The sequence below is a fragment of the Bacillus sp. MYb78 genome (assembly GCF_002975115.1).
In the GTDB taxonomy this organism is placed as follows: Bacteria; Bacillota; Bacilli; order Bacillales; family Bacillaceae_G; genus Bacillus_A; species Bacillus_A cereus.
Map to the genome: position 1 here is coordinate 245,713 of NZ_PCOB01000001.1, position 17,871 is coordinate 263,583.

Consider the following 17,871-nt stretch of genomic DNA (forward strand, 5'->3'; position numbering starts at 1 on the left):
GTACAACTTTACACCAAGGAGTGTCTCTATTGCTTCTCTTTTTATGTAACGTGTCGTTCTTTTTCATCTTATTTTTACTATCGCTTAAGTTACTCGGTAAATCCGCGTTAGCACAACTAACTCCTCATGATTTTGGGGCTATAATCTTTTTATCTTATTTAGCTTTCCAGGCCATACCCGTCTCTGGTGCTTTACAAGCATTTCTCGGTATGGTTGTTATTACATGTTTACATTTACTCCTTACAAAATTAAGCCTATTCAACAAACTAAATCGTTTTATCCTCGGACACCCTATCATTTTAATTAAACATGGTGATATTATTTTTGAGAACTTACAAAAAAGTAGATATCCCATTGCCGAACTACTTTCTAATCTTCGCGTTGCAGGATATCCGAGTGTTCATGAAATTGAATACGCCATTTTAGAAGCGAACGGAGCTATTAGTATTTTACCAAAAAGAGAACTTGTACCATTAACTCCAAAAGATTTAAACATAGATGTTAAGTATGCTGGATTACCAATTGCACTTATCGTCGATTCACAAATTCAATACGATAACTTAAAGTTAATCCATAAAGATGAAAAATGGTTATATAAAGAATTAAAAGAAAAAGGAATTACAAATATTAAAAACGTTGCTTTCGCTTCTGTTCAAGAAACGGATGGATCTTTTGCGATTAGTTTAAAGGAATAAAAAAATCCCCTTAATTGCTTAAGGGGATTTTCTTCATCATATCGCTTCTTTCTCTCCTGCCATATTTAATGGAACAGGATGTTTCATACGATTCATCGTAAATACGATAATTGCTGTCATTACTTCAGCAACTGGCATAACGAGCCAAATTCCGTTTATCCCAAATAATTTCGGCATAATCCATAACAATGGAATGATAAATAGTAACCCTCGGCTCATTATAATCAGTACTGATTTCTTCGTTTGTCGCACTGATTGGAAGTACTCTCCATACACAATGTTATAGCCTAAAAATACGTATTGAATAAAGAATAAGCTAATACCCGTTAATGTTAACTCCAATAATTCTGGAGATTGGACATCAAATAGACCAATGATATATTTCCCGAAGAATAATCCGACAATTATCGCAATGCCCCCAAGTACAACAGCAATTTTCACAGCAAACTGCAATCCTTCACGCAATCTTTCTGATAAGTTTGCCCCGTAATGGAAACTAGCAATCGGTTGCAATGCAGCACCTACACCGAAGAATAATAGTAATGCCATTGCATGAATACTATTCACCATCGCATAGGAAGCTACTCCTACTTCTCCTGCATATTGGACGAATGCGATATTAAAACCAATCGTTACGATTGCAACCGTACTTTCTGCTGTAAAACTTGGGAAACCAATCACCATAATTTGTTTGACAGTATCCCATTCAAAATGGAATTTCGTCCATTTTAAAATACTACTTTTTCTAAAGAAATGAGTTAATAATACAAGAAAACCAATCGCTGCCGAAAGAATAGTCGCTGAAGCAGCACCTGTTACCCCCCATCCAAAGATAAAAATAAAGATATAGTCAAATACTATATTTAATACAGCCGTTACAACAAGACCTGCCATTGCTAAATTAGGATTTCCATCATTTCGTATAAATGTACTTAAAATATTTTCTAAAACGTATATCATTCCAAATGTTAATAATACGTGTAAATAGTCTAACGCATATGGTAAAATCACTTCATTTGCACCAAATAAGTACGCTAAATCTTCTATTCTCCATAAACAAATAGCCGCTAAAACACCTACGATAACAACTGCTACCGTCATGGATTGAGTAAAAATAGACCTTGCTCTTTCTCGTTTATTTTCACCTAATGCAATGGAATATAACGTTGCCCCGCCCATTCCGATCCATAATGAAATAGAGAAAAAAATCGAAAACGCTGGAATAGCCACGTTTACTCCTGCTAAACCATTCGCCCCAACTCCTCTACTAATCATGACCGCATCAATTACAATATTAACTGACATTAATACCATTCCTAGAACAGCTGGTATTAAATAAGAAATAAATAAACTTTTTATCGGTTTTTCTCTTAATTTTTCTGTTGCTTCCATACTCTAATATGCTCCTTTTTTCAACTCTCTTTCCTCAGTTTAAACCTTCAAGTAACTTGAAGGTCAATAGAGAATTAAAAAATAGGTAACTTAATTATCGCGTTTGATGCTCATTTGTAATTATACGAGTCCTATAACTTATTGCTTTGTTTTTTCATTATAGGAATTTGAATTTCTGTTACTTGCTCCTCTGGATTTTCTGTTACAGACCAATCAATTAATGCAATCTCAATCGAATCTCCGTCTATTTCATATCCTTCTTGATCAATATATTTTATTAATTTCTTATATGTTTCATCAGTTTCTTCATATGGCCCGTGGTGATATACACAGGCAAATATACCTGCTTTAATTTCATCTGAACTATTCACTTGAAAGGGCATGTAATCCAAAAGAATGAAAACACTACTATATGCTTGAAACTCATTTTGCATTAATCCTTTTTTCGCAACAGTTACACCAATATCTCCAGAAAATAAACTATCATCCATTTGCCTCATATTTTTTTGCAACGAATGGATGTAGTACTCAAACATATCATCCGTCGTATTTGGAGCAACCGCAATTGCTGTAATTTTCCGCTGCGGGATCTCTTTAATTACCATTTGTTCAGCTTTTGCTTTTGTTGCTTCCTTAATTAAATGAATTCTATGTTCCATTTTTGCTAAGGCATATTCAATTTCTCTTTGTTTCTTCAGCATCATTTCTTGTTGTTTTTCCAGTAAATTGAGTGCGTATGTTGGATTTCTTTCATCAATATATTTCTTAATTTCCTTTAACGGAATATTTAACTGGCGTAAAAATTTAATCGTATCTAACAGTGAAAATTGATCGATTGTATAATAACGATAATTCGTTTGAGGATCAACAATGGACGGATGAAAAATTCCTTTTTCATCATAATACCTCAATGTAGATTCTGCGATATTATGCATTTTTGCCATTTCTCCAATTGTAAAGCGTTTATTTAATAACATGTTTCCTTCTCCAATTCATTAAAAATATTGCCTTATTTCTTCTTATTATATAGCCATTCCCTTCATACCTAAATCAAATTCCATCATGAAAATCTGCTATTTTTTCATTGATTTTTAATAAATTTTATTATATATTAATTACAGGTTCAAATTACGAGTTCAAAAGAACTTGTAATCAGACCCTTTTGTTTAATGGGTTTTACATATTTTCATTAGGCAAATTCCGAGAAATCGTATGATAAAATTAAAAATGACGAGGAGAGGATCAGATGGAATTCGAATTTTTCTTTCAGATTGCACTTATTTTATTAAGTACAAAGCTTGCTGGTGATCTTAGTGTTAGATTAGGTCAACCTTCTGTACTAGGTAAATTAATTGTCGGTATCGTTATCGGTCCAGCTGTATTAGGTTGGATTGAAAATTCAGAGCTTCTAACTCAATTAAGTAATGTCGGAGTTATTCTTTTAATGTTTATGGCTGGACTTGAAACAGACTTAGAAGAATTAAACGCAAATCGTAATTCTTCTTTAGCAGTTGCACTCGGAGGTATCATTCTTCCATTCGTAGGTGGTTACGTTTCCGGTCTTGTGATGGGAATGGAACAAGGAAACGCTGTATTCTTAGGATTACTTCTATGTGCGACAAGTGTTAGTATTTCCGTACAAACACTTCGTGATTTAGGTAAAATGAAAACACGTGAAAGTACGACGATGCTTGGAGCCGCTGTATTTGATGATATTCTTGTTGTTATTTTATTAGCATTTGCAATGAGCTTCTTAGGTACTGATGATGTTAACTTAACAATGGTTATCTTGAAGAAAGTAGTATTCTTCGCTTCTATTATTTTAATCGGATGGAAAGGTGTTCCTGCGATTATGCGCTGGTTATCACCACTGCGCGTATCTGAGTCTATCGTGAGCGCGGCTCTTATCATCTGTTTCTCATTCGCATATTTCGGCGAATTATTAGGAATTGCTGGTATTATCGGTGCTTTCGCTGCTGGTATTGCAATTTCTCAAACAAACTACAAACATGAAGTAGAAAAGAAAGTAGAACCAATTGCTTACGCTATGTTCGTTCCCGTATTCTTCGTTAGTATCGGTATGAATATTACATTTGACGGTATCGGCAATCAAATTTGGTTCATCTTAGCATTAACTGTTATCGCTGTATTAACGAAATTAATCGGCTGTGGATTCGGTGCACGAATGACTGGATTTGACGCTAAGTCTTCTGCAATTATCGGTGCTGGAATGGTTTCTCGTGGTGAAGTTGCACTTATCATCGCAGGAACAGGACTTTCTTCAGGTCTATTGGCACAAGATTACTTTACAGCAATCGTTATTGTCGTTATTTTAACTACAATGATTACACCACCAATGTTAAAATACACTTTTGGTGCAAAAGATAAAGCAATGAAAGCAAGTAAATAAATTTACTATAATAAAAGGAGATTGCTATTTTATAAGATAGCAATCTCCTTTTTGTTTTATCTTTAAACAATCCCGTTCTTTTTTAACCATTTTTCAAAAATAATTCGTGCTTCATCATCATCAATATCATTCCCAAATGAATACACCATAATGCCATAATCATCTATATATTTACCTAGCTTCATTCCCTCCACTTTCTTATAAAAATCGTCTGCCTCATAGTGCGGAATATAAGCATCCCAAACTGGTTCATTTATTCTTTTGTACGCCGTCACTTCTAAATCATATCCGTCTTCATAATATCCGATGTGATAATGTTTGTTAGGATCATATTTCTCCATTAAAAGTCCCCTCCTACTAAACAAGAGCGAGCCTTATATTACAGCTCGCTCCTCTCTCTATTTATTAAATACGCTCCATCGCTGTCTTCAACGTTCCAACAACGAAAGCAATCTCTTCACTTGAAATAACAAGAGGCGGAGCTAATGTTAAAACGTTATTATATCCTGCTGTTGTCATACCGTTTCGTCCTATAATTAAGCCCTTTTCTTTACAAGCATTTACAACACTTGCTATTTTATCATTATCAATTGGCTCTTTCGTCTCTTTATCATTTACTAATTCAATCCCAACTAATAGACCTTTTCCTCTAATATTCCCAACAAGTGGATGTTCCCCAATTTCATCTTTTAGTTGCTCTAATAAAAGGGAACCCATTTGTGCAGATCGCTCAATTAAATTTTCATTTTCCATAATCTCTAAATTTTTAAGTGCTAATGCACAAGCTGCTGGATTTCCACCAAATGTATTAATATGGCGGAAAAATTCATATTCTCCTTTACCTTTAAAAGCCTCATATATTTCTTTTTTCACAGCTGTTGCAGATAATGGTAAATATGCGCTCGTAATACCTTTTGCCATTGTAATAATATCTGGCTTCACATCATAATTCATAAATCCGAATGCTTTTCCTGTACGTCCAAAACCGCAAATCACTTCATCACTAATAAGCAAGGCACCGTGTTTTTGACACGTCTCATGAACAGCTTTCATATAGTCTTGTGGTGGCATTAATATGCCCCCGCCTGTAATAATAGGTTCCATAATAAACGCAGCAATTGTTTCACTTAATTCCCACGTCATAACACGATCGACTTCTTTCACACATTCTACATCATAAATATGCTGTCCTTCAATTTCAGGCATACGGTAACAATCCGGTGGTGTTACATGTAAAAAACCTGAAGCAAACGGCTCATATTGATATCTACGCTGCGCTTGTCCCGTCGCTGCCATTGTCGCCATTGTATTCCCGTGATACCCACGGTAACGTGACATAAATTTATAACGATGTGGTTCACCTTTTTGAGCATAGTATTGTCTTGCTATTTTAAAAGCTGTTTCGTTCGCTTCTGAACCACTATTTGAGAAGAAAATAACATACTCTCCCCCAAGCCACTCATTTAACTTTTCAGCAAGCTTTATAGCTGGCTCATGGGATTGTGACATTGGAAAGTATGATAATGTTTGTAATTGCTTATAAGCCGCTTCTGCGAGCTCTTTTCTTCCATATCCACTATTCACACACCAAAGGCCACTCATACCATCTAAATATCTTTTTCCTTGTATATCTTCAACCCAGCACCCTTCAGCTTTTGCCCCTACCATTGTACTATTTGGACTAAAAGGACGCATTCCGTGCCAAACATATTGCTCATCTTTTGCTAATAATTCATCAGTTTGCTTCGTTTTCATCATTACTTCCACCTTCCATAACAACTTATTTTTCACAAAAGCTGCGCTGGTGCCATGATGACTTAAATTTCTCCCTGCTATTTTCATTCCACAAAATTAAGACAAATCCTACTTACAAATCAGTAATATTTACAAGAAAATGACAAAAGAAAAAAGAGCTTTTCTTATCTATCGAAAAGCTCCTCTTTTATTTAATGTGAAGACGCATCGCTAATGCCATGACCAGTATTAGATTTCACTAGAATTTCATCAAATTTCGCTTCATCTTCTTTCTTACTAGATAAAACCGTTCCTAAATATGCTGCAAGAAATCCGAGTGGAATTGAAATAATTCCTGGTGTCGTATATGGGAATAACGCTTCCCCAACAAAAATAGCTTTTCCAGCTACAGGGTTCCAAACATTCGGACTCAACGCTACGAGAACAATTGCTGATACGAGACCTACAATCATACCCGAAATAGCACCCGTTGTATTAAAACGCTTCCAATATATTGTAAATAAAGTTACTGGTAGATTTGCACTCGCTGCAACTGCAAATGCTAATGATACTAAAAATGCTACGTTTAATGTTTGGGCAAATAATGCAAGTATGATAGATAGTATCGCTACTCCAATAGATGCATAACGAGCCATGGATACTTGCTCTTTTTCCGTTGATTTTCCTTTACGAATGATTTCATTATAAAAATCATGAGCGAATGCTGATGCTGCTGTTAATACAAGACCTGCCACTACAGCCAAAATCGTTGCAAAAGCAATTGCTGATACGAAAGCAAATAAGAAGTCTCCACCTAACGCTTTGGCTAATAAAGGTGCCGCCATATTACCAGCTGGGTTCGCTTTAATAATCGCTTCATTTCCTACAAACGCTGCCGCACCAAATCCTAAGAAAATCGTCATAATATAAAATGCACCAATTAACCACGTCGCATATACGACAGATTGACGCGCAGTTTTTGCATCACGTACTGTAAAAAAGCGGACAAGTATATGTGGTAATCCAGCTGTACCAAGTACTAGCCCTAAATTTAAAGAAAGTGTATCAAGACCATCCTTATACTTTACACCTGGATTTAAAAATGAATCTTTTAAAGGTGTAGCTGTTTTCATTTGAGCGAACATTTCAGTCACGCTGAAGTTGAATTTTGCGAAAACGATAACAGAAATAATAAACGTACCAGCCATAAGTAATACAGCCTTTACGATTTGTACCCAGCTCGTTGCTGTCATACCTCCAAAAATAACATACACCGTCATAAGTGTTCCAACGATTAATACAGATGTCGTATATTCAATCCCTAATAATAATTTAATAAGTGCACCCGCGCCAACTAATTGTGCAATCATATAAAAGATAGAAATCGTCATCGTATTAAGAGCTGCAACTCCGCGAACTTTTTTCGCATCAAAGCGTGCTGCAATCATATCCGCCAAAGTGTACTTTCCTAAATTTCTAAGCGGTTCTGCCACAAGATACAGTACAACTAAATAAGCAACTAAAAAACCGATACTATAAAAGAATCCATCAAACCCAGTTAATGCGATTGCTCCGGCTATACCAAGAAATGAAGCAGCAGACATGTAATCTCCAGCGATGGCCAAACCATTTTGCCAACCAGTTAATCCCCCTCCGGCCGTATAAAATTCACTCGCATTTTTCGTTTTTTTCGATGCAAAATATGTTATGACGAGCGTACCAAGAACAATAATTAAAAATAGTGCAAATGCAGTAGTATTCAAGTTCAGCCCCTCCTTTTTTGCATATCTTGCAGAATTTTTTGGGAGATTTCATCAAATGACTCTGCTTTTTTGCTATAAATCATACATAGTGCCCATGTCATAAGAAATTGGGAAAAAGCAAATACCCACGCCCATGTAACGTCACCAAATGCAGGTGTATTAAGCACCTTTGAATACGACGTTAAAATAGGTAATGCGATAAAAAAACTAAAAAAGAAAATACTCATTGGAATGATAAACTTCTTTTTCGTATTTAATAACAATTGAAATTCTTCCGACTGAACAACCTCTGTATAATTCACCTCATTTTGCAACTTACGTGCTGACGTATCATCTCGTTTCATTAACCGATCCCCTCTCTTACTTGAAATACACTTCCCCCTTGCATACCTAAAGACTAAATTTTATAAATATTCAGAAACTTATACTTATTTTAGACAATCCATACATTCATGCAAAGATTTTTCGATAGACATTTTTCGGCAATTCCCCCCAAATTTTTAATATACTTTTTCAAAATAAAGTGACACCTTACTTTTTTTCTTCATTAAGACAAAAGCAGCGCTTAACGCACTACTTTTGTCTTTTTTTCCTTTTCCAAATTACGAGCTGTTTCGCTTAACTCAACATCTTTTCCGTCTTTAAGTGTTCCAAATATAAAATCGAATACTGGATTTGAAACACCGAACCAAAACTTTTCGTTTTTATAATGGTGTAATATATGTTGTTTTTTTAGCCATCTTCCAAACTTAGTGACGGGACGAATCGGTCTATGGGCAATATAATGTTTCCATTCGTAAACGAGCAGCATGATAATCATTCCGATTCCAAATGAAAGTGTAATAGTAACACTTTTTGTAATACCATATGCTATAAGCAAATAAATAGTAAAACTAGGTATACTAAACCATACAGGTAAAAACAAAAGTTTTAAATCCTCTGGATATACGTGGTGATCATAATGTAATCTTCTTAACATTTTTAATAGAAATGTGTTTTTAGGTGGCTTTATATGGAATAAAAAACGATGTGTCATATATTCATTAAGTGTATAGAAAACAATCCCAAACATACATGCTAACATGCCAACCCAAGAGAAAAATTGCATTTTTAAAATAATAATGAAAATAAATAGAATGCTATACATAATAACGATATCATGTTGTAAAAAGAACTCTTTCCCCACTTTCTTCATCTTGTTTCCCCCTTTTCCCAAAAAACAGCCGCAACATATCGTTACGACTATTTCTTTTCTATTCTTATTCTATTCACTTTACAAATTTGCCTGCTGTTCTATTGTCGAGAAAAAATTATTTGGTCCAAATATATTTTGCTTCGGAATAATATGTTCCACTGCAAACACTGTTACTTCTCCTCTTTGCACTTCTCCAATAATGAGACCAAATATTTCATGATTTACTGCAAACGTCGGTTGCTTTGTTTGTAGCAATCTTGCAGCATTATGAAATACCGCTTCATATAGTGGATTTCTATCAGTAATTTCTTTTCGGATTTTTGGCGCTAACGTAATGATAATTTCTTTTCCGTCAATAGTGGTTCGATACATAAAAATCTCCCCTTCAATCTTATGTGAACAACTGTAAAGCTTTGTATGCAAAATGTATAGAGTAACCTACTAAAATAATACCTGCTCCAGCTGTTATGTAGCCAAGTGCTTTTGGTTTTAATAAAGTTCTTCCAAAATGTACAGAAAAAGCAATATTTAAATTCCATAAAATAATGCCAGCAATAATGCAAAGACTGTACAAAAAAGCTTCTTGTTTCGTTACCTTCGTAAGTAATGAGCTAAGTGTACTTCCGTATATACCAAACCAAAAAACAAGATTTAATGGATTGGATATCGCAATTAAAAATCCTGCCATAAACGATTGCTTAAGGCCACCTACCTCTTCTTTTTTATATTCCATATTCGAGTGGAAAATTCCTTGTTTTACACTTTGAAATCCTAAATAAAATAACAAGAAAAAACCCGTGCAATACATGAAGGCTTGTACATATGTATACATAAACACAGAAGATAAACCGAAATAAATGAGTAACATAAATAAAACATCTGCAGTCATTCCACCAATTCCAACAACCCAAGCATGCCAAAACCCACGTTCAATTCCTCGTTTTAACATTTCAATATTAATCGGCCCTACTGGTGCAGCTAATGAAATACCTAATACGATTTGCTGTATAATTGCTCCAAACATCGCTCTATCCTTTCTACTCTCTTTATTACTAGTTAATGATATAATTTGAAGAAATAGACTAGCTTTCGTAATAAAATACCCTTTTTTATCCAAAATATACAAAAGAGCCATCTAGGTGATGGCTCTTACTTTTTTATCTTATGAAGAAAAGGGCATTTCCCTTTTATTGGTTCTACATCGTCTCCTATGAAATATTGTTTCCATTCACGATGCTCTGGGTCACCATAATGACTAATGTTAGGATGTTTCGGCAATTGATCCCACTTTTCAACTCGCTCACGGACCATTTGTCTTGAATATGCTCCTTTAGGACGATCTCCCTCTAATCCATCAAAAATAGTGCGTGGCTGAAACCCAATAACGAGAGCATTCCCTAAATGTCTAGTTTTTCGTTGTTTATAAGCTGGCGCATTTCCAAATGAGAATATTGGCTCACCACCAAATGAAAATTCCCATAAATAATGGTCTGGCTCTTCAGGAATTTGCTTTGGCCATGCTTGATCATCGTTCTCATGCAAATACTGTAGCACTTTCCAAAAATAATCGCGGTAATATTCGAGTGATTGTTCTTCACATTCCGGTTCTATAAAAAGGAAAAAGCCCCTTCTTACAATCGGCCTCTCTTTCATTAACTCTAAAAAAGATAACATTGTATGCGGCAAATGACTCCAATCATTATGAGAAAGAAATGAATAACGAAGTTCATTCTTTTTCAAAGCTGTTAAACCGAAATAACATGGAAAAGTTGGTTCTAACACGACACTTGAAAAAATCTCAAATTCTTTTGCAACCCAATCCGGTATGTCGGTTCTCGTTCTTATTCCTTCATTATCTAATAAATAAGACTTATTCATTCTTTCACCTCATTATGTATAGCATTCAATTAAGAATATTACATACTCGGCCTGTCCTATACCTATTTAAAAATTTGACTGAAAAATTATTTAAAAATACAAAAAATAAAATCGCTTACTTGACTAAATTCTCCCAATTCGTGTATATTTAAATTAATCATTTAGCAGAATATTCAAGAATATAGCATTTTTAGTTTATATTATTTTTTAAATGAATTTCACTAAATGAAAATAGTAAACGCTTTTAGGAGGAATTATAACATGCAAGGAAAAGTAAAATGGTTTAACAACGAAAAAGGTTTTGGATTTATCGAAATGGAAGGCGCTGACGATGTATTCGTACATTTCTCTGCTATTCAAGGAGACGGCTACAAAGCTTTAGAAGAAGGTCAAGAAGTATCTTTCGACATTACTGAAGGTAACCGCGGACCTCAAGCTGCTAACGTAGTAAAACTTTAATCCAACATATAACAGGAGGTTACCTTACTTGGTAACCTCCTTTATTATTCCTTTGTATATTTCCGTTTTACAGAGCAAAAACTATGTGAAATGCGCAATATACAAAGGAGGCAGTAACAATGGGATCAGAAGTAAATGATTTTGAAGAAGTAAAATTCCGTGTAGAAACAGCACAAAAAATGGTAGGATCAGCAACAATTTCAATGGATCCAGATACATTAGAGCATGCTACTACTGCAGTAGCAGCAGCTCGCTCACAGCTTGAAATTATGAAATCTGTTGCAGTAGATTTAGATGAACCATTTTTAATGAACGAGGAAAAGAAACTAAGCAAATGCGAGCAGCAATTAAACGAAGCAAAGCACTAAAAAAACATCCAGAGAATTTTCTCTGGATGTTTTTTTATGACAACTGTTCTCCATACTTTTTCAATGTTTCTCCAACTGTACATTGTCTTATACAAAATGAATGAGCATAATATTTACTATTTGTCTTTCGATTATGTTCTCGCAAGAAACATCCTTCACAATATGTTTCTAATAAGTCATTTACCTCTGTAATGAGTTGCTTTTTATCCACCTTTGCACCTCTCTATTCGGTTATTTCTTTATGACTATCAATGACTGTCCCTTCTAATGCTTGCGTTGCTAATTGATGTGCTTCTTTATTTTGTTTTCTAGATATCGGTTCACATACAAGTTTTAATTTCATTTGCTTCGCCTTTTGTTCAATTTGATCTAAATAATGGTTTAAATGCTCATCATAACAAGGCCATTCTCCGGCTAATTGCTGCAGTACCACTTGTGAGTCTCCGTGAAGTGTAACTGCTTCATACTTAATCCCTAGTTCCTCGAGTATATTCATACCGTATAATAATGATGCATATTCCGCTTCATTATTATCATATATACCTTCTATATATGCATTGCGGCGAATGCGGTAGTTTGTATTTCCTTTTTTATAATACACACATATACCAACGCCAGCTTCTTTCGTTTGCACATCATACCCCCCATCAAAATAAACTAGTATTTCTTGGGGCTCTTCCTCTACTTGCTTACTTAACTTTTTCATCTCTTTTAATGACCATTCTGCGTCCATTTCATCGTAAAATAAAAGTTCCTTAGCTCTTCCTGTTTTCTCAAAATCCTCTGCAAATTGAAGTACTTCTTCTATGTTCATATACTCTGTTGTTAATTCCGTCTGCAATCCACGCTTCGTTTTATACAACCAATGAATTTTATATTTCATACTACATTCCCCTTATGTAAGACTTCTTATATATATCCGGCTAATTGAAGCCTCACTTTATTTTATTATATTTTATCTAGAGTCACAGCATTATATTCAATATGATTACATACAAAAAGAGCTATCCCTATAGGAATAGCTCTTTCATCTATTACATAAATCTTTCAAATTGTACTCGCTTATTAATCCAGTACATTACAGGCATACCAATCGCCATGACAACAAATTCACCAATTGCACAAGTTAACCAAGACAACATAAATGGTAAACCCAATGCAAGATGAAGTTCAATTGCAATCATAAACATTGTAATTGTAAAGATAACTGTATTAAAAATCATACGAGCCCAAACACCTTTAATAAATCGCATAGAAATAATCGTTGCAACTAACGCAAGAATAGATTGCCCTACTCCAAATACTAAATCGTAAGCGATCATAGGTGAGAAAAAGAGATTCGTTAAAAATACACCTAATACAATTCCGTAAATTGCTTTCTTGTTAAATACAACGAGATGATTAAACATCTCTGAAATACGAAATTGTACATTCGTAAAGCCAAATGGCTGAATAAGCATAGAAACAGCAATATATAATGCCGCTAAAATACCATTACCGACTAAAGTTCTAATATTCATGACAAAATCTCCTTAGTTTTTTTACGTGGGATGGTTTCGAACCACGTTATTCGTTTTTTAAGCAACAAGATTATATTTTACGTGGTAGCCCCTCTTTCGTCAATAGATTCCTATCATAAACTACCTTTTTCCTTTTAGACAACGTATAATGAAACATATGAAAGATTTAGGAGGTTTCACTTCATGACAGCAACAATTCAAAATGAAAAAGTGATCGTTTCCATTTCTGACAAAGGTGCAGAATTACAGAGCGTTCGCTTAAAAGAAGACAACACAGAATATTTATGGCAAGGTGATTCTACTTATTGGGGACGCCGTGCACCAATTTTGTTCCCAATTGTCGGCCGATTAGTAGATAATACATACTACGTAGACGATAAACCATATTCATTAACACAACACGGTTTCGCTCGTGATCTTACTTTCTCTGTGAAAGAACAAAGCGAAACAAAAATCACTTATATCGTTACTAGTAATGAAGAAACATTAAAAAAATACCCATACGAATTCGAATTACTCGTTTCTTATGAGCTAGATGGACAAAGCGTTCATGTAACATATGAAGTAAACAATCCTACTTCTAAAGAGATGTTCTTCTCAATCGGAGCACATCCTGGATTCAACTTCCCCTTATTGGACAGTGAATCATTTACAGATTATCATTTATCATTTAATGGTTCGGAACGCTTAGAAACAAGCGTATTAGAAGGACCTTATCTTTCAAACAAAAAGCAATTAATCGCTGAAAATACAACTGAATTGCCACTTACATATGATTTATTCAAAAATGATGCGCTTATTTTTGAAAATATGAATACGAATGAAATTTCGATCCGTTCTCATAAACATAATAAATTTGTAAAAGTAGAATTTGATGGCTTCCCATTTGTTGGCGTATGGACACCAGGGGATAACGCACCTTTCTTATGTATTGAACCTTGGTATGGAATCGCTGATGAAATAAATCCAGCAAAAGATTTCAAGGACAAAAAGGGAATTCAATCTTTACAAGCGAATGAAACATTTACATGTCGTTATAGCATCACAATCGGATAACTACTCTATCCCCTACTTCAAAAAATATTTAAGTAGGGGATAATCTTATAATTTGGAGGTTTCTCATTTTGATTGAAGTATATATTGATGGTGCATCAAAAGGAAATCCTGGTCCTTCTGGTGCAGGAGTGTTTATTAAAGGCGTTCAGCCGCCTGTACAATTATCATTACCACTTGGAACAATGTCCAATCATGAAGCAGAATACCGCGCTTTACTTCTAGCATTAAAATATTGCATCGAGCATAATTATAGCACTGTCTCTTTTCGTACAGATTCCCAGCTTGTCGAACGGGCTGTTGAAAAGGAATACGCAAAAAATAAAATATTTGCACCTCTTTTAGATGAAGCGCTGCAGTACATAAAAAACTTCGATCTCTTTTTTATTAAGTGGATTCCAAGTAGTCAAAATAAAGTAGCTGATGAATTAGCTAGAAAAGCTATCTTACAAAATTAACGGGGGTATGAGTGTGAAAAAAGAGTGGATTGCTCCTCTTGCTTTATTATTTGTCTCTTTTATTTGGGGAGCTACGTTTGTTGTCGTTCAAAACGCTATGTCTTTCGTTGGTCCATTTACGTTTAATGGTATTCGCTTTTTATTCGCTGGAATTATTTTATTATTCGTTCAAATTATTTTCTCACAAAAAACTTCAAAACAAGATATAAAACATAGTAGCACGGCAGGGATAATCGTTGGTTTTTTCTTATTTGTCGGTTATTTATTGCAAACATTTGGCTTACTCTATACAACATCTTCAAAAGCAGGTTTCTTAACTGGGCTAAGCATTGTTATGGTCCCAATCTTATCATTTATCTTTTTAAAACAAAAAGCTACCATTTTCATCGTACTTGGTATTGCTGTAGCTACAACAGGTTTGTACTTATTAACAGCTGCTGATTCTTTCCAATTAAATATAGGAGATATACTTGTTCTCGGTTGTGCAGTCGCTTTCGCTGCCCATATTCTTATTAACGGCTTCTTTTCTAAGAAAATATCACCTTTATTATTAAGCACATCTCAAGTATTAGCTGTTGGTATATTTTCTTCTATTTGCGCTTTCTTGTTTGAAGATTGGGAAAAGTTATTTTCAGTATCACTATGGACGAATCAATCCTTTTTATTCGCACTCTTTCTAACTGCCCTGTTTGCAACATCTATTGCTTTTTTCATTCAAACATCGGCACAAAAACACACTTCTCCAACGAGAGTAGCAATTATTTTCGCAATGGAGCCCGTTTTTGCTGCCTTAACAGGCGTTCTCGTTGCAAATGAACAACTTTCTATTTCTGCTATTATCGGATGTCTATGTATTTTCCTAGGCATGATTTTTGTTGAATTACCTTCCAAAACAAAAAAAGAAGCGCAGGCTGCGTGAAGTTACGCTTGTAACTTCCGCATAAAAGCCTTAGCGCTTTTTTTATCTGTAATTTCTTCTTCTTTCAATCGTTCTAATAACGCAACGAAATAACTACCATCAAACTGCAATTGATGTTTAATTGTCGCTTCTATTGCTGCGTTCACAATCCCATCAGACGCACCAGTATATCCTTGTCCGAACATAATAAACCCTTGCGCTTCCTCTGATAATTTAAATCCTTTCGTATGTAAGAATGAAAGATAATCTTCTACTGTTTGCATGTTATTCCCACCTACTCAAAAATTCTCCATCTCCTATCATACATGTTTTTACACACTATGAGAATGAAATTTCTTTGACAACTTTGTAAATCAATCTTCTACTTCGCTTACAATGGAGGATTTTCTAACAATCTGAAGGAATATGTAAAGTGGAACTTATTTCATATTAAAGGGGAGACACGATGAAACAAGCACTATTAATTATCGACGCTCAACAAGAATTAATTGATGGAAATGAGCAAGAAAATGCAGTTTTTCGTAAAACCGAGCTATTATCTACACTAAATATAGCACTGCAGAAAGCAATAGATTCAAATGCTCTTATTGTTTTCGTAAGAGATATCGATGTTGCTTCTGGTAGTGGCGAAGGATTTGAAGTACATAATCAAATTCAAGTACCCCAGTCTGCAATCCTTATTAATAAAGCAGCAACCAATTCATTCTACGGCACTTCTTTACTTGAACTTTTAAAAGAAGAAAACATTAATCATATTGTTATAGGCGGATGTAAAACCGAACATTGCATTGACACTGCGGTTAGGACAGCAACTGTACAAGGATTTGACGTTACATTAATTAAAAACGGGCATTCAACAACTGATTCTAACGTATTGTCTGCAGAACAAATTATTGGTCATCACAATAAAACTTTACACGGTCATTATAACGTTGATAATTTTTCTATGGTGAGAGATATCGAGGAAGACCTCTTTCAGCCAACTCATGACCAATATCGTGATTAAATTGGATAAAGTGAAACTTTAATCAGTGGTGGTTTGTTGATCCCCCACCTAACTTCTTTGCTTCCGCTGATTTTTTTGGGTGGGAGTCTTACTGCCCGGCAAATAGCGGGATAAAAAAAGAATCCTTCATTTAAAAGGATTCTTTTTTTATCCAAAAATTTGTGCTGCAATACTATATAGTTCACCATTTCTTTTTAATAACCGATTACTATTTTTCATCATAATTGGTGGTGTATTCACCTTTTTAAAACCAGCAATCTCTAATTCTTTCATAAAATCGTTCTTTCCTTCTGGTACATCCATTCTTAATTTTCCATTATGCCCTCTTGCTAAATCATGTACTATTCTCATTGCCATCGCATTATTTTTAGCAACGACTGGTCCTATTATTTTATTTTCTGGCGTTTGTATACTCAAACCATATCCTAGTACATTTTGCTCCTTATCTTTCACAACATTGCATTGTTCACTTTGCATAATCCTTTTCTTTAAAAACACCTTTCGATTTGTTCCAAACGCATTTTCATCTATTTTTATTATTTTTTCTAAATCACACTCTTCATAATTCATCATATAATCTTCATTTTTTATACAATGATTATTCGCATTGTACGAGTTACATATATATTTAGAAACATAGCTTACTTCCCTGAATCCTAACTTTTCGTATAAAGGCTTTCCCTCATCCGTAGCAATCAACATAATGGGAGTATGAGCTAGTACACTCTTAATACATGAATCTGTTATCATCTTTCCAATTCCTCTTCCCTTATAATCTGAATGTACAATTACCATTCCGATAGATGCTAACGCCTCCCCATATAATATTATTGCTGCGCTAGCAATAAGTTCTTTTCTCTCATTCCATACACCGTATACAATACCTGAGTTGAAAATTGTTTCAACTTCTTCTCTGTTATAATCCCATCCAATATAAGAAGATAATGCTACAATATCGCCTATTTGTTCTTTCCTAAGACACTCCACCCTAATTTCTAATTCAACCATACTCCATCCCCTT

At 34.6% G+C, this 17,871-nt stretch carries 23 protein-coding genes and 1 riboswitch; of the genes, 8 read left to right on the top strand and 15 right to left on the bottom strand.

The features are described 5' to 3' along the window. Nucleotides 1–29 precede the first annotated feature (29 nt). Nucleotides 30–695 carry a DUF421 domain-containing protein gene (locus CQ064_RS01310; protein WP_000923922.1) on the top strand — a complete coding sequence of 222 codons (666 nt, stop codon included), beginning with the start codon at nt 30–32 and terminating at the stop codon, nt 693–695. A 36-nt stretch (nt 696–731) separates the two neighbouring features. Here the strand turns inward: CQ064_RS01310 and CQ064_RS01315 are convergent, their stop codons facing one another. Together CQ064_RS01315 and CQ064_RS01320 are read right to left on the bottom strand one after the other, a co-directional pair. Next, a complete protein-coding gene (locus tag CQ064_RS01315; protein ID WP_000388396.1) occupies nt 732–2,087 on the bottom strand; it encodes an MATE family efflux transporter in 1,356 nt (451 codons plus the stop codon). 131 nt (nt 2,088–2,218) lie between these two features. Then, nucleotides 2,219–3,064, bottom strand: a complete 846-nt coding sequence (locus CQ064_RS01320) for a MerR family transcriptional regulator (protein WP_000925940.1) — start codon at nt 3,062–3,064, stop codon at nt 2,219–2,221. A gap of 269 nt (nt 3,065–3,333) precedes the next feature. On the opposite strand from CQ064_RS01320, the gene CQ064_RS01325 reads away from it, so the two are divergent. After that, complete coding sequence (locus CQ064_RS01325) at nt 3,334–4,497, top strand: cation:proton antiporter (RefSeq protein ID WP_000393901.1); 1,164 nt, start codon at nt 3,334–3,336, stop codon at nt 4,495–4,497. Between the two features lie 62 nt (nt 4,498–4,559). On the opposite strand, the gene CQ064_RS01330 is transcribed toward CQ064_RS01325, so the two are convergent. The 8 genes from CQ064_RS01330 to CQ064_RS01365 form a co-directional block, all read right to left on the bottom strand. Then, a complete protein-coding gene (locus tag CQ064_RS01330; protein ID WP_000417068.1) occupies nt 4,560–4,838 on the bottom strand; it encodes a DUF3986 family protein in 279 nt (92 codons plus the stop codon). A gap of 64 nt (nt 4,839–4,902) precedes the next feature. Continuing rightward, the gene (locus CQ064_RS01335; protein WP_000850962.1) at nt 4,903–6,252 is read right to left on the bottom strand and encodes an aspartate aminotransferase family protein; all 1,350 of its coding nucleotides are present in this window, start codon (nt 6,250–6,252) and stop codon (nt 4,903–4,905) included. 191 nt (nt 6,253–6,443) lie between these two features. Then, the gene (locus CQ064_RS01340) at nt 6,444–7,994 is read right to left on the bottom strand and encodes a solute symporter family protein (RefSeq protein ID WP_001098242.1); all 1,551 of its coding nucleotides are present in this window, start codon (nt 7,992–7,994) and stop codon (nt 6,444–6,446) included. Between the two features lie 2 nt (nt 7,995–7,996). Next, a complete protein-coding gene (locus tag CQ064_RS01345; RefSeq protein WP_000817367.1) occupies nt 7,997–8,338 on the bottom strand; it encodes a DUF485 domain-containing protein in 342 nt (113 codons plus the stop codon). Nucleotides 8,339–8,559: 221 nt separating this feature from the next. Continuing rightward, the gene (locus CQ064_RS01350; protein WP_000755393.1) at nt 8,560–9,189 is read right to left on the bottom strand and encodes a sterol desaturase family protein; all 630 of its coding nucleotides are present in this window, start codon (nt 9,187–9,189) and stop codon (nt 8,560–8,562) included. 78 nt (nt 9,190–9,267) lie between these two features. After that, nucleotides 9,268–9,561 carry a hypothetical protein gene (locus CQ064_RS01355; RefSeq protein ID WP_000286361.1) on the bottom strand — a complete coding sequence of 98 codons (294 nt, stop codon included), beginning with the start codon at nt 9,559–9,561 and terminating at the stop codon, nt 9,268–9,270. A gap of 19 nt (nt 9,562–9,580) precedes the next feature. Next, nucleotides 9,581–10,324, bottom strand: coding sequence for a LysE family transporter (locus tag CQ064_RS01360; RefSeq protein ID WP_001196848.1), 744 nt, complete (start codon nt 10,322–10,324; stop codon nt 9,581–9,583). Nucleotides 10,325–10,338: 14 nt separating this feature from the next. Further along, nucleotides 10,339–11,067 (bottom strand): YqcI/YcgG family protein, encoded by a 729-nt coding sequence (locus tag CQ064_RS01365; protein WP_001043752.1) that lies wholly within the window; start codon nt 11,065–11,067, stop codon nt 10,339–10,341. 261 nt (nt 11,068–11,328) lie between these two features. On the opposite strand from CQ064_RS01365, the gene cspB reads away from it, so the two are divergent. After that, the gene (cspB, locus tag CQ064_RS01370) at nt 11,329–11,526 is read left to right on the top strand and encodes a cold shock-like protein CspB (protein ID WP_001161731.1); all 198 of its coding nucleotides are present in this window, start codon (nt 11,329–11,331) and stop codon (nt 11,524–11,526) included. A 119-nt stretch (nt 11,527–11,645) separates the two neighbouring features. Continuing rightward, nucleotides 11,646–11,894 (top strand): DUF2564 family protein, encoded by a 249-nt coding sequence (locus CQ064_RS01375; protein WP_000534390.1) that lies wholly within the window; start codon nt 11,646–11,648, stop codon nt 11,892–11,894. A gap of 34 nt (nt 11,895–11,928) precedes the next feature. Here the strand turns inward: CQ064_RS01375 and CQ064_RS01380 are convergent, their stop codons facing one another. From CQ064_RS01380 to CQ064_RS01390, 3 genes are all read right to left on the bottom strand, one after another. Beyond that, complete coding sequence (locus CQ064_RS01380; RefSeq protein WP_000358801.1) at nt 11,929–12,105, bottom strand: zinc-finger domain-containing protein; 177 nt, start codon at nt 12,103–12,105, stop codon at nt 11,929–11,931. 12 nt (nt 12,106–12,117) lie between these two features. After that, nucleotides 12,118–12,777, bottom strand: coding sequence for a ribonuclease H family protein (locus tag CQ064_RS01385; protein WP_000875546.1), 660 nt, complete (start codon nt 12,775–12,777; stop codon nt 12,118–12,120). A gap of 151 nt (nt 12,778–12,928) precedes the next feature. After that, a complete protein-coding gene (locus CQ064_RS01390) occupies nt 12,929–13,414 on the bottom strand; it encodes a QueT transporter family protein (protein ID WP_001026474.1) in 486 nt (161 codons plus the stop codon). Nucleotides 13,415–13,420: 6 nt separating this feature from the next. Next, nucleotides 13,421–13,465, bottom strand: a riboswitch (PreQ1 riboswitch). A gap of 132 nt (nt 13,466–13,597) precedes the next feature. On the opposite strand from CQ064_RS01390, the gene CQ064_RS01395 reads away from it, so the two are divergent. The 3 genes from CQ064_RS01395 to CQ064_RS01405 all read left to right on the top strand — a co-directional run bounded on the left by CQ064_RS01395 (nt 13,598) and on the right by CQ064_RS01405 (nt 15,844). Beyond that, nucleotides 13,598–14,470 (top strand): aldose 1-epimerase family protein, encoded by an 873-nt coding sequence (locus tag CQ064_RS01395; protein ID WP_000127400.1) that lies wholly within the window; start codon nt 13,598–13,600, stop codon nt 14,468–14,470. A 68-nt stretch (nt 14,471–14,538) separates the two neighbouring features. Beyond that, on the top strand, nt 14,539–14,925 hold the full coding sequence (locus tag CQ064_RS01400; protein ID WP_000573877.1) for a reverse transcriptase-like protein: 387 nt from the start codon (nt 14,539–14,541) through the stop codon (nt 14,923–14,925). Nucleotides 14,926–14,938: 13 nt separating this feature from the next. After that, a complete protein-coding gene (locus CQ064_RS01405; protein WP_000712599.1) occupies nt 14,939–15,844 on the top strand; it encodes a DMT family transporter in 906 nt (301 codons plus the stop codon). Between the two features lie 2 nt (nt 15,845–15,846). On the opposite strand, the gene CQ064_RS01410 is transcribed toward CQ064_RS01405, so the two are convergent. Next, nucleotides 15,847–16,107, bottom strand: coding sequence for a DUF6123 family protein (locus CQ064_RS01410; protein ID WP_001195212.1), 261 nt, complete (start codon nt 16,105–16,107; stop codon nt 15,847–15,849). Nucleotides 16,108–16,289: 182 nt separating this feature from the next. On the opposite strand from CQ064_RS01410, the gene CQ064_RS01415 reads away from it, so the two are divergent. Beyond that, complete coding sequence (locus CQ064_RS01415) at nt 16,290–16,850, top strand: cysteine hydrolase family protein (protein WP_000806310.1); 561 nt, start codon at nt 16,290–16,292, stop codon at nt 16,848–16,850. Between the two features lie 147 nt (nt 16,851–16,997). Here the strand turns inward: CQ064_RS01415 and CQ064_RS01420 are convergent, their stop codons facing one another. Then, entirely contained in the window at nt 16,998–17,858 is an 861-nt protein-coding gene (locus CQ064_RS01420; protein WP_000229748.1) for a GNAT family N-acetyltransferase, read from the bottom strand. Nucleotides 17,859–17,871 lie beyond the last annotated feature (13 nt).

What these genes read in the sequence shown, in the direction of transcription:
- CQ064_RS01315 (WP_000388396.1), bottom strand. Translation starts at nt 2,087, where the DNA reads ATGGAAGCAACAGAAAAATTAAGAGAAAAACCGATAAAAAGTTTATTT.
- CQ064_RS01320 (WP_000925940.1), bottom strand. Translation starts at nt 3,064, where the DNA reads ATGTTATTAAATAAACGCTTTACAATTGGAGAAATGGCAAAAATGCAT.
- CQ064_RS01325 (WP_000393901.1), top strand. Translation starts at nt 3,334, where the DNA reads ATGGAATTCGAATTTTTCTTTCAGATTGCACTTATTTTATTAAGTACA.
- CQ064_RS01330 (WP_000417068.1), bottom strand. Translation starts at nt 4,838, where the DNA reads ATGGAGAAATATGATCCTAACAAACATTATCACATCGGATATTATGAA.
- CQ064_RS01335 (WP_000850962.1), bottom strand. Translation starts at nt 6,252, where the DNA reads ATGAAAACGAAGCAAACTGATGAATTATTAGCAAAAGATGAGCAATAT.
- CQ064_RS01345 (WP_000817367.1), bottom strand. Translation starts at nt 8,338, where the DNA reads ATGAAACGAGATGATACGTCAGCACGTAAGTTGCAAAATGAGGTGAAT.
- CQ064_RS01350 (WP_000755393.1), bottom strand. Translation starts at nt 9,189, where the DNA reads ATGAAGAAAGTGGGGAAAGAGTTCTTTTTACAACATGATATCGTTATT.
- CQ064_RS01355 (WP_000286361.1), bottom strand. Translation starts at nt 9,561, where the DNA reads ATGTATCGAACCACTATTGACGGAAAAGAAATTATCATTACGTTAGCG.
- CQ064_RS01360 (WP_001196848.1), bottom strand. Translation starts at nt 10,324, where the DNA reads ATGGCTCTTTTGTATATTTTGGATAAAAAAGGGTATTTTATTACGAAA.
- CQ064_RS01365 (WP_001043752.1), bottom strand. Translation starts at nt 11,067, where the DNA reads ATGAATAAGTCTTATTTATTAGATAATGAAGGAATAAGAACGAGAACC.
- cspB (WP_001161731.1), top strand. Translation starts at nt 11,329, where the DNA reads ATGCAAGGAAAAGTAAAATGGTTTAACAACGAAAAAGGTTTTGGATTT.
- CQ064_RS01375 (WP_000534390.1), top strand. Translation starts at nt 11,646, where the DNA reads ATGGGATCAGAAGTAAATGATTTTGAAGAAGTAAAATTCCGTGTAGAA.
- CQ064_RS01385 (WP_000875546.1), bottom strand. Translation starts at nt 12,777, where the DNA reads ATGAAATATAAAATTCATTGGTTGTATAAAACGAAGCGTGGATTGCAG.
- CQ064_RS01390 (WP_001026474.1), bottom strand. Translation starts at nt 13,414, where the DNA reads ATGAATATTAGAACTTTAGTCGGTAATGGTATTTTAGCGGCATTATAT.
- CQ064_RS01395 (WP_000127400.1), top strand. Translation starts at nt 13,598, where the DNA reads ATGACAGCAACAATTCAAAATGAAAAAGTGATCGTTTCCATTTCTGAC.
- CQ064_RS01410 (WP_001195212.1), bottom strand. Translation starts at nt 16,107, where the DNA reads ATGCAAACAGTAGAAGATTATCTTTCATTCTTACATACGAAAGGATTT.
- CQ064_RS01415 (WP_000806310.1), top strand. Translation starts at nt 16,290, where the DNA reads ATGAAACAAGCACTATTAATTATCGACGCTCAACAAGAATTAATTGAT.
- CQ064_RS01420 (WP_000229748.1), bottom strand. Translation starts at nt 17,858, where the DNA reads ATGGTTGAATTAGAAATTAGGGTGGAGTGTCTTAGGAAAGAACAAATA.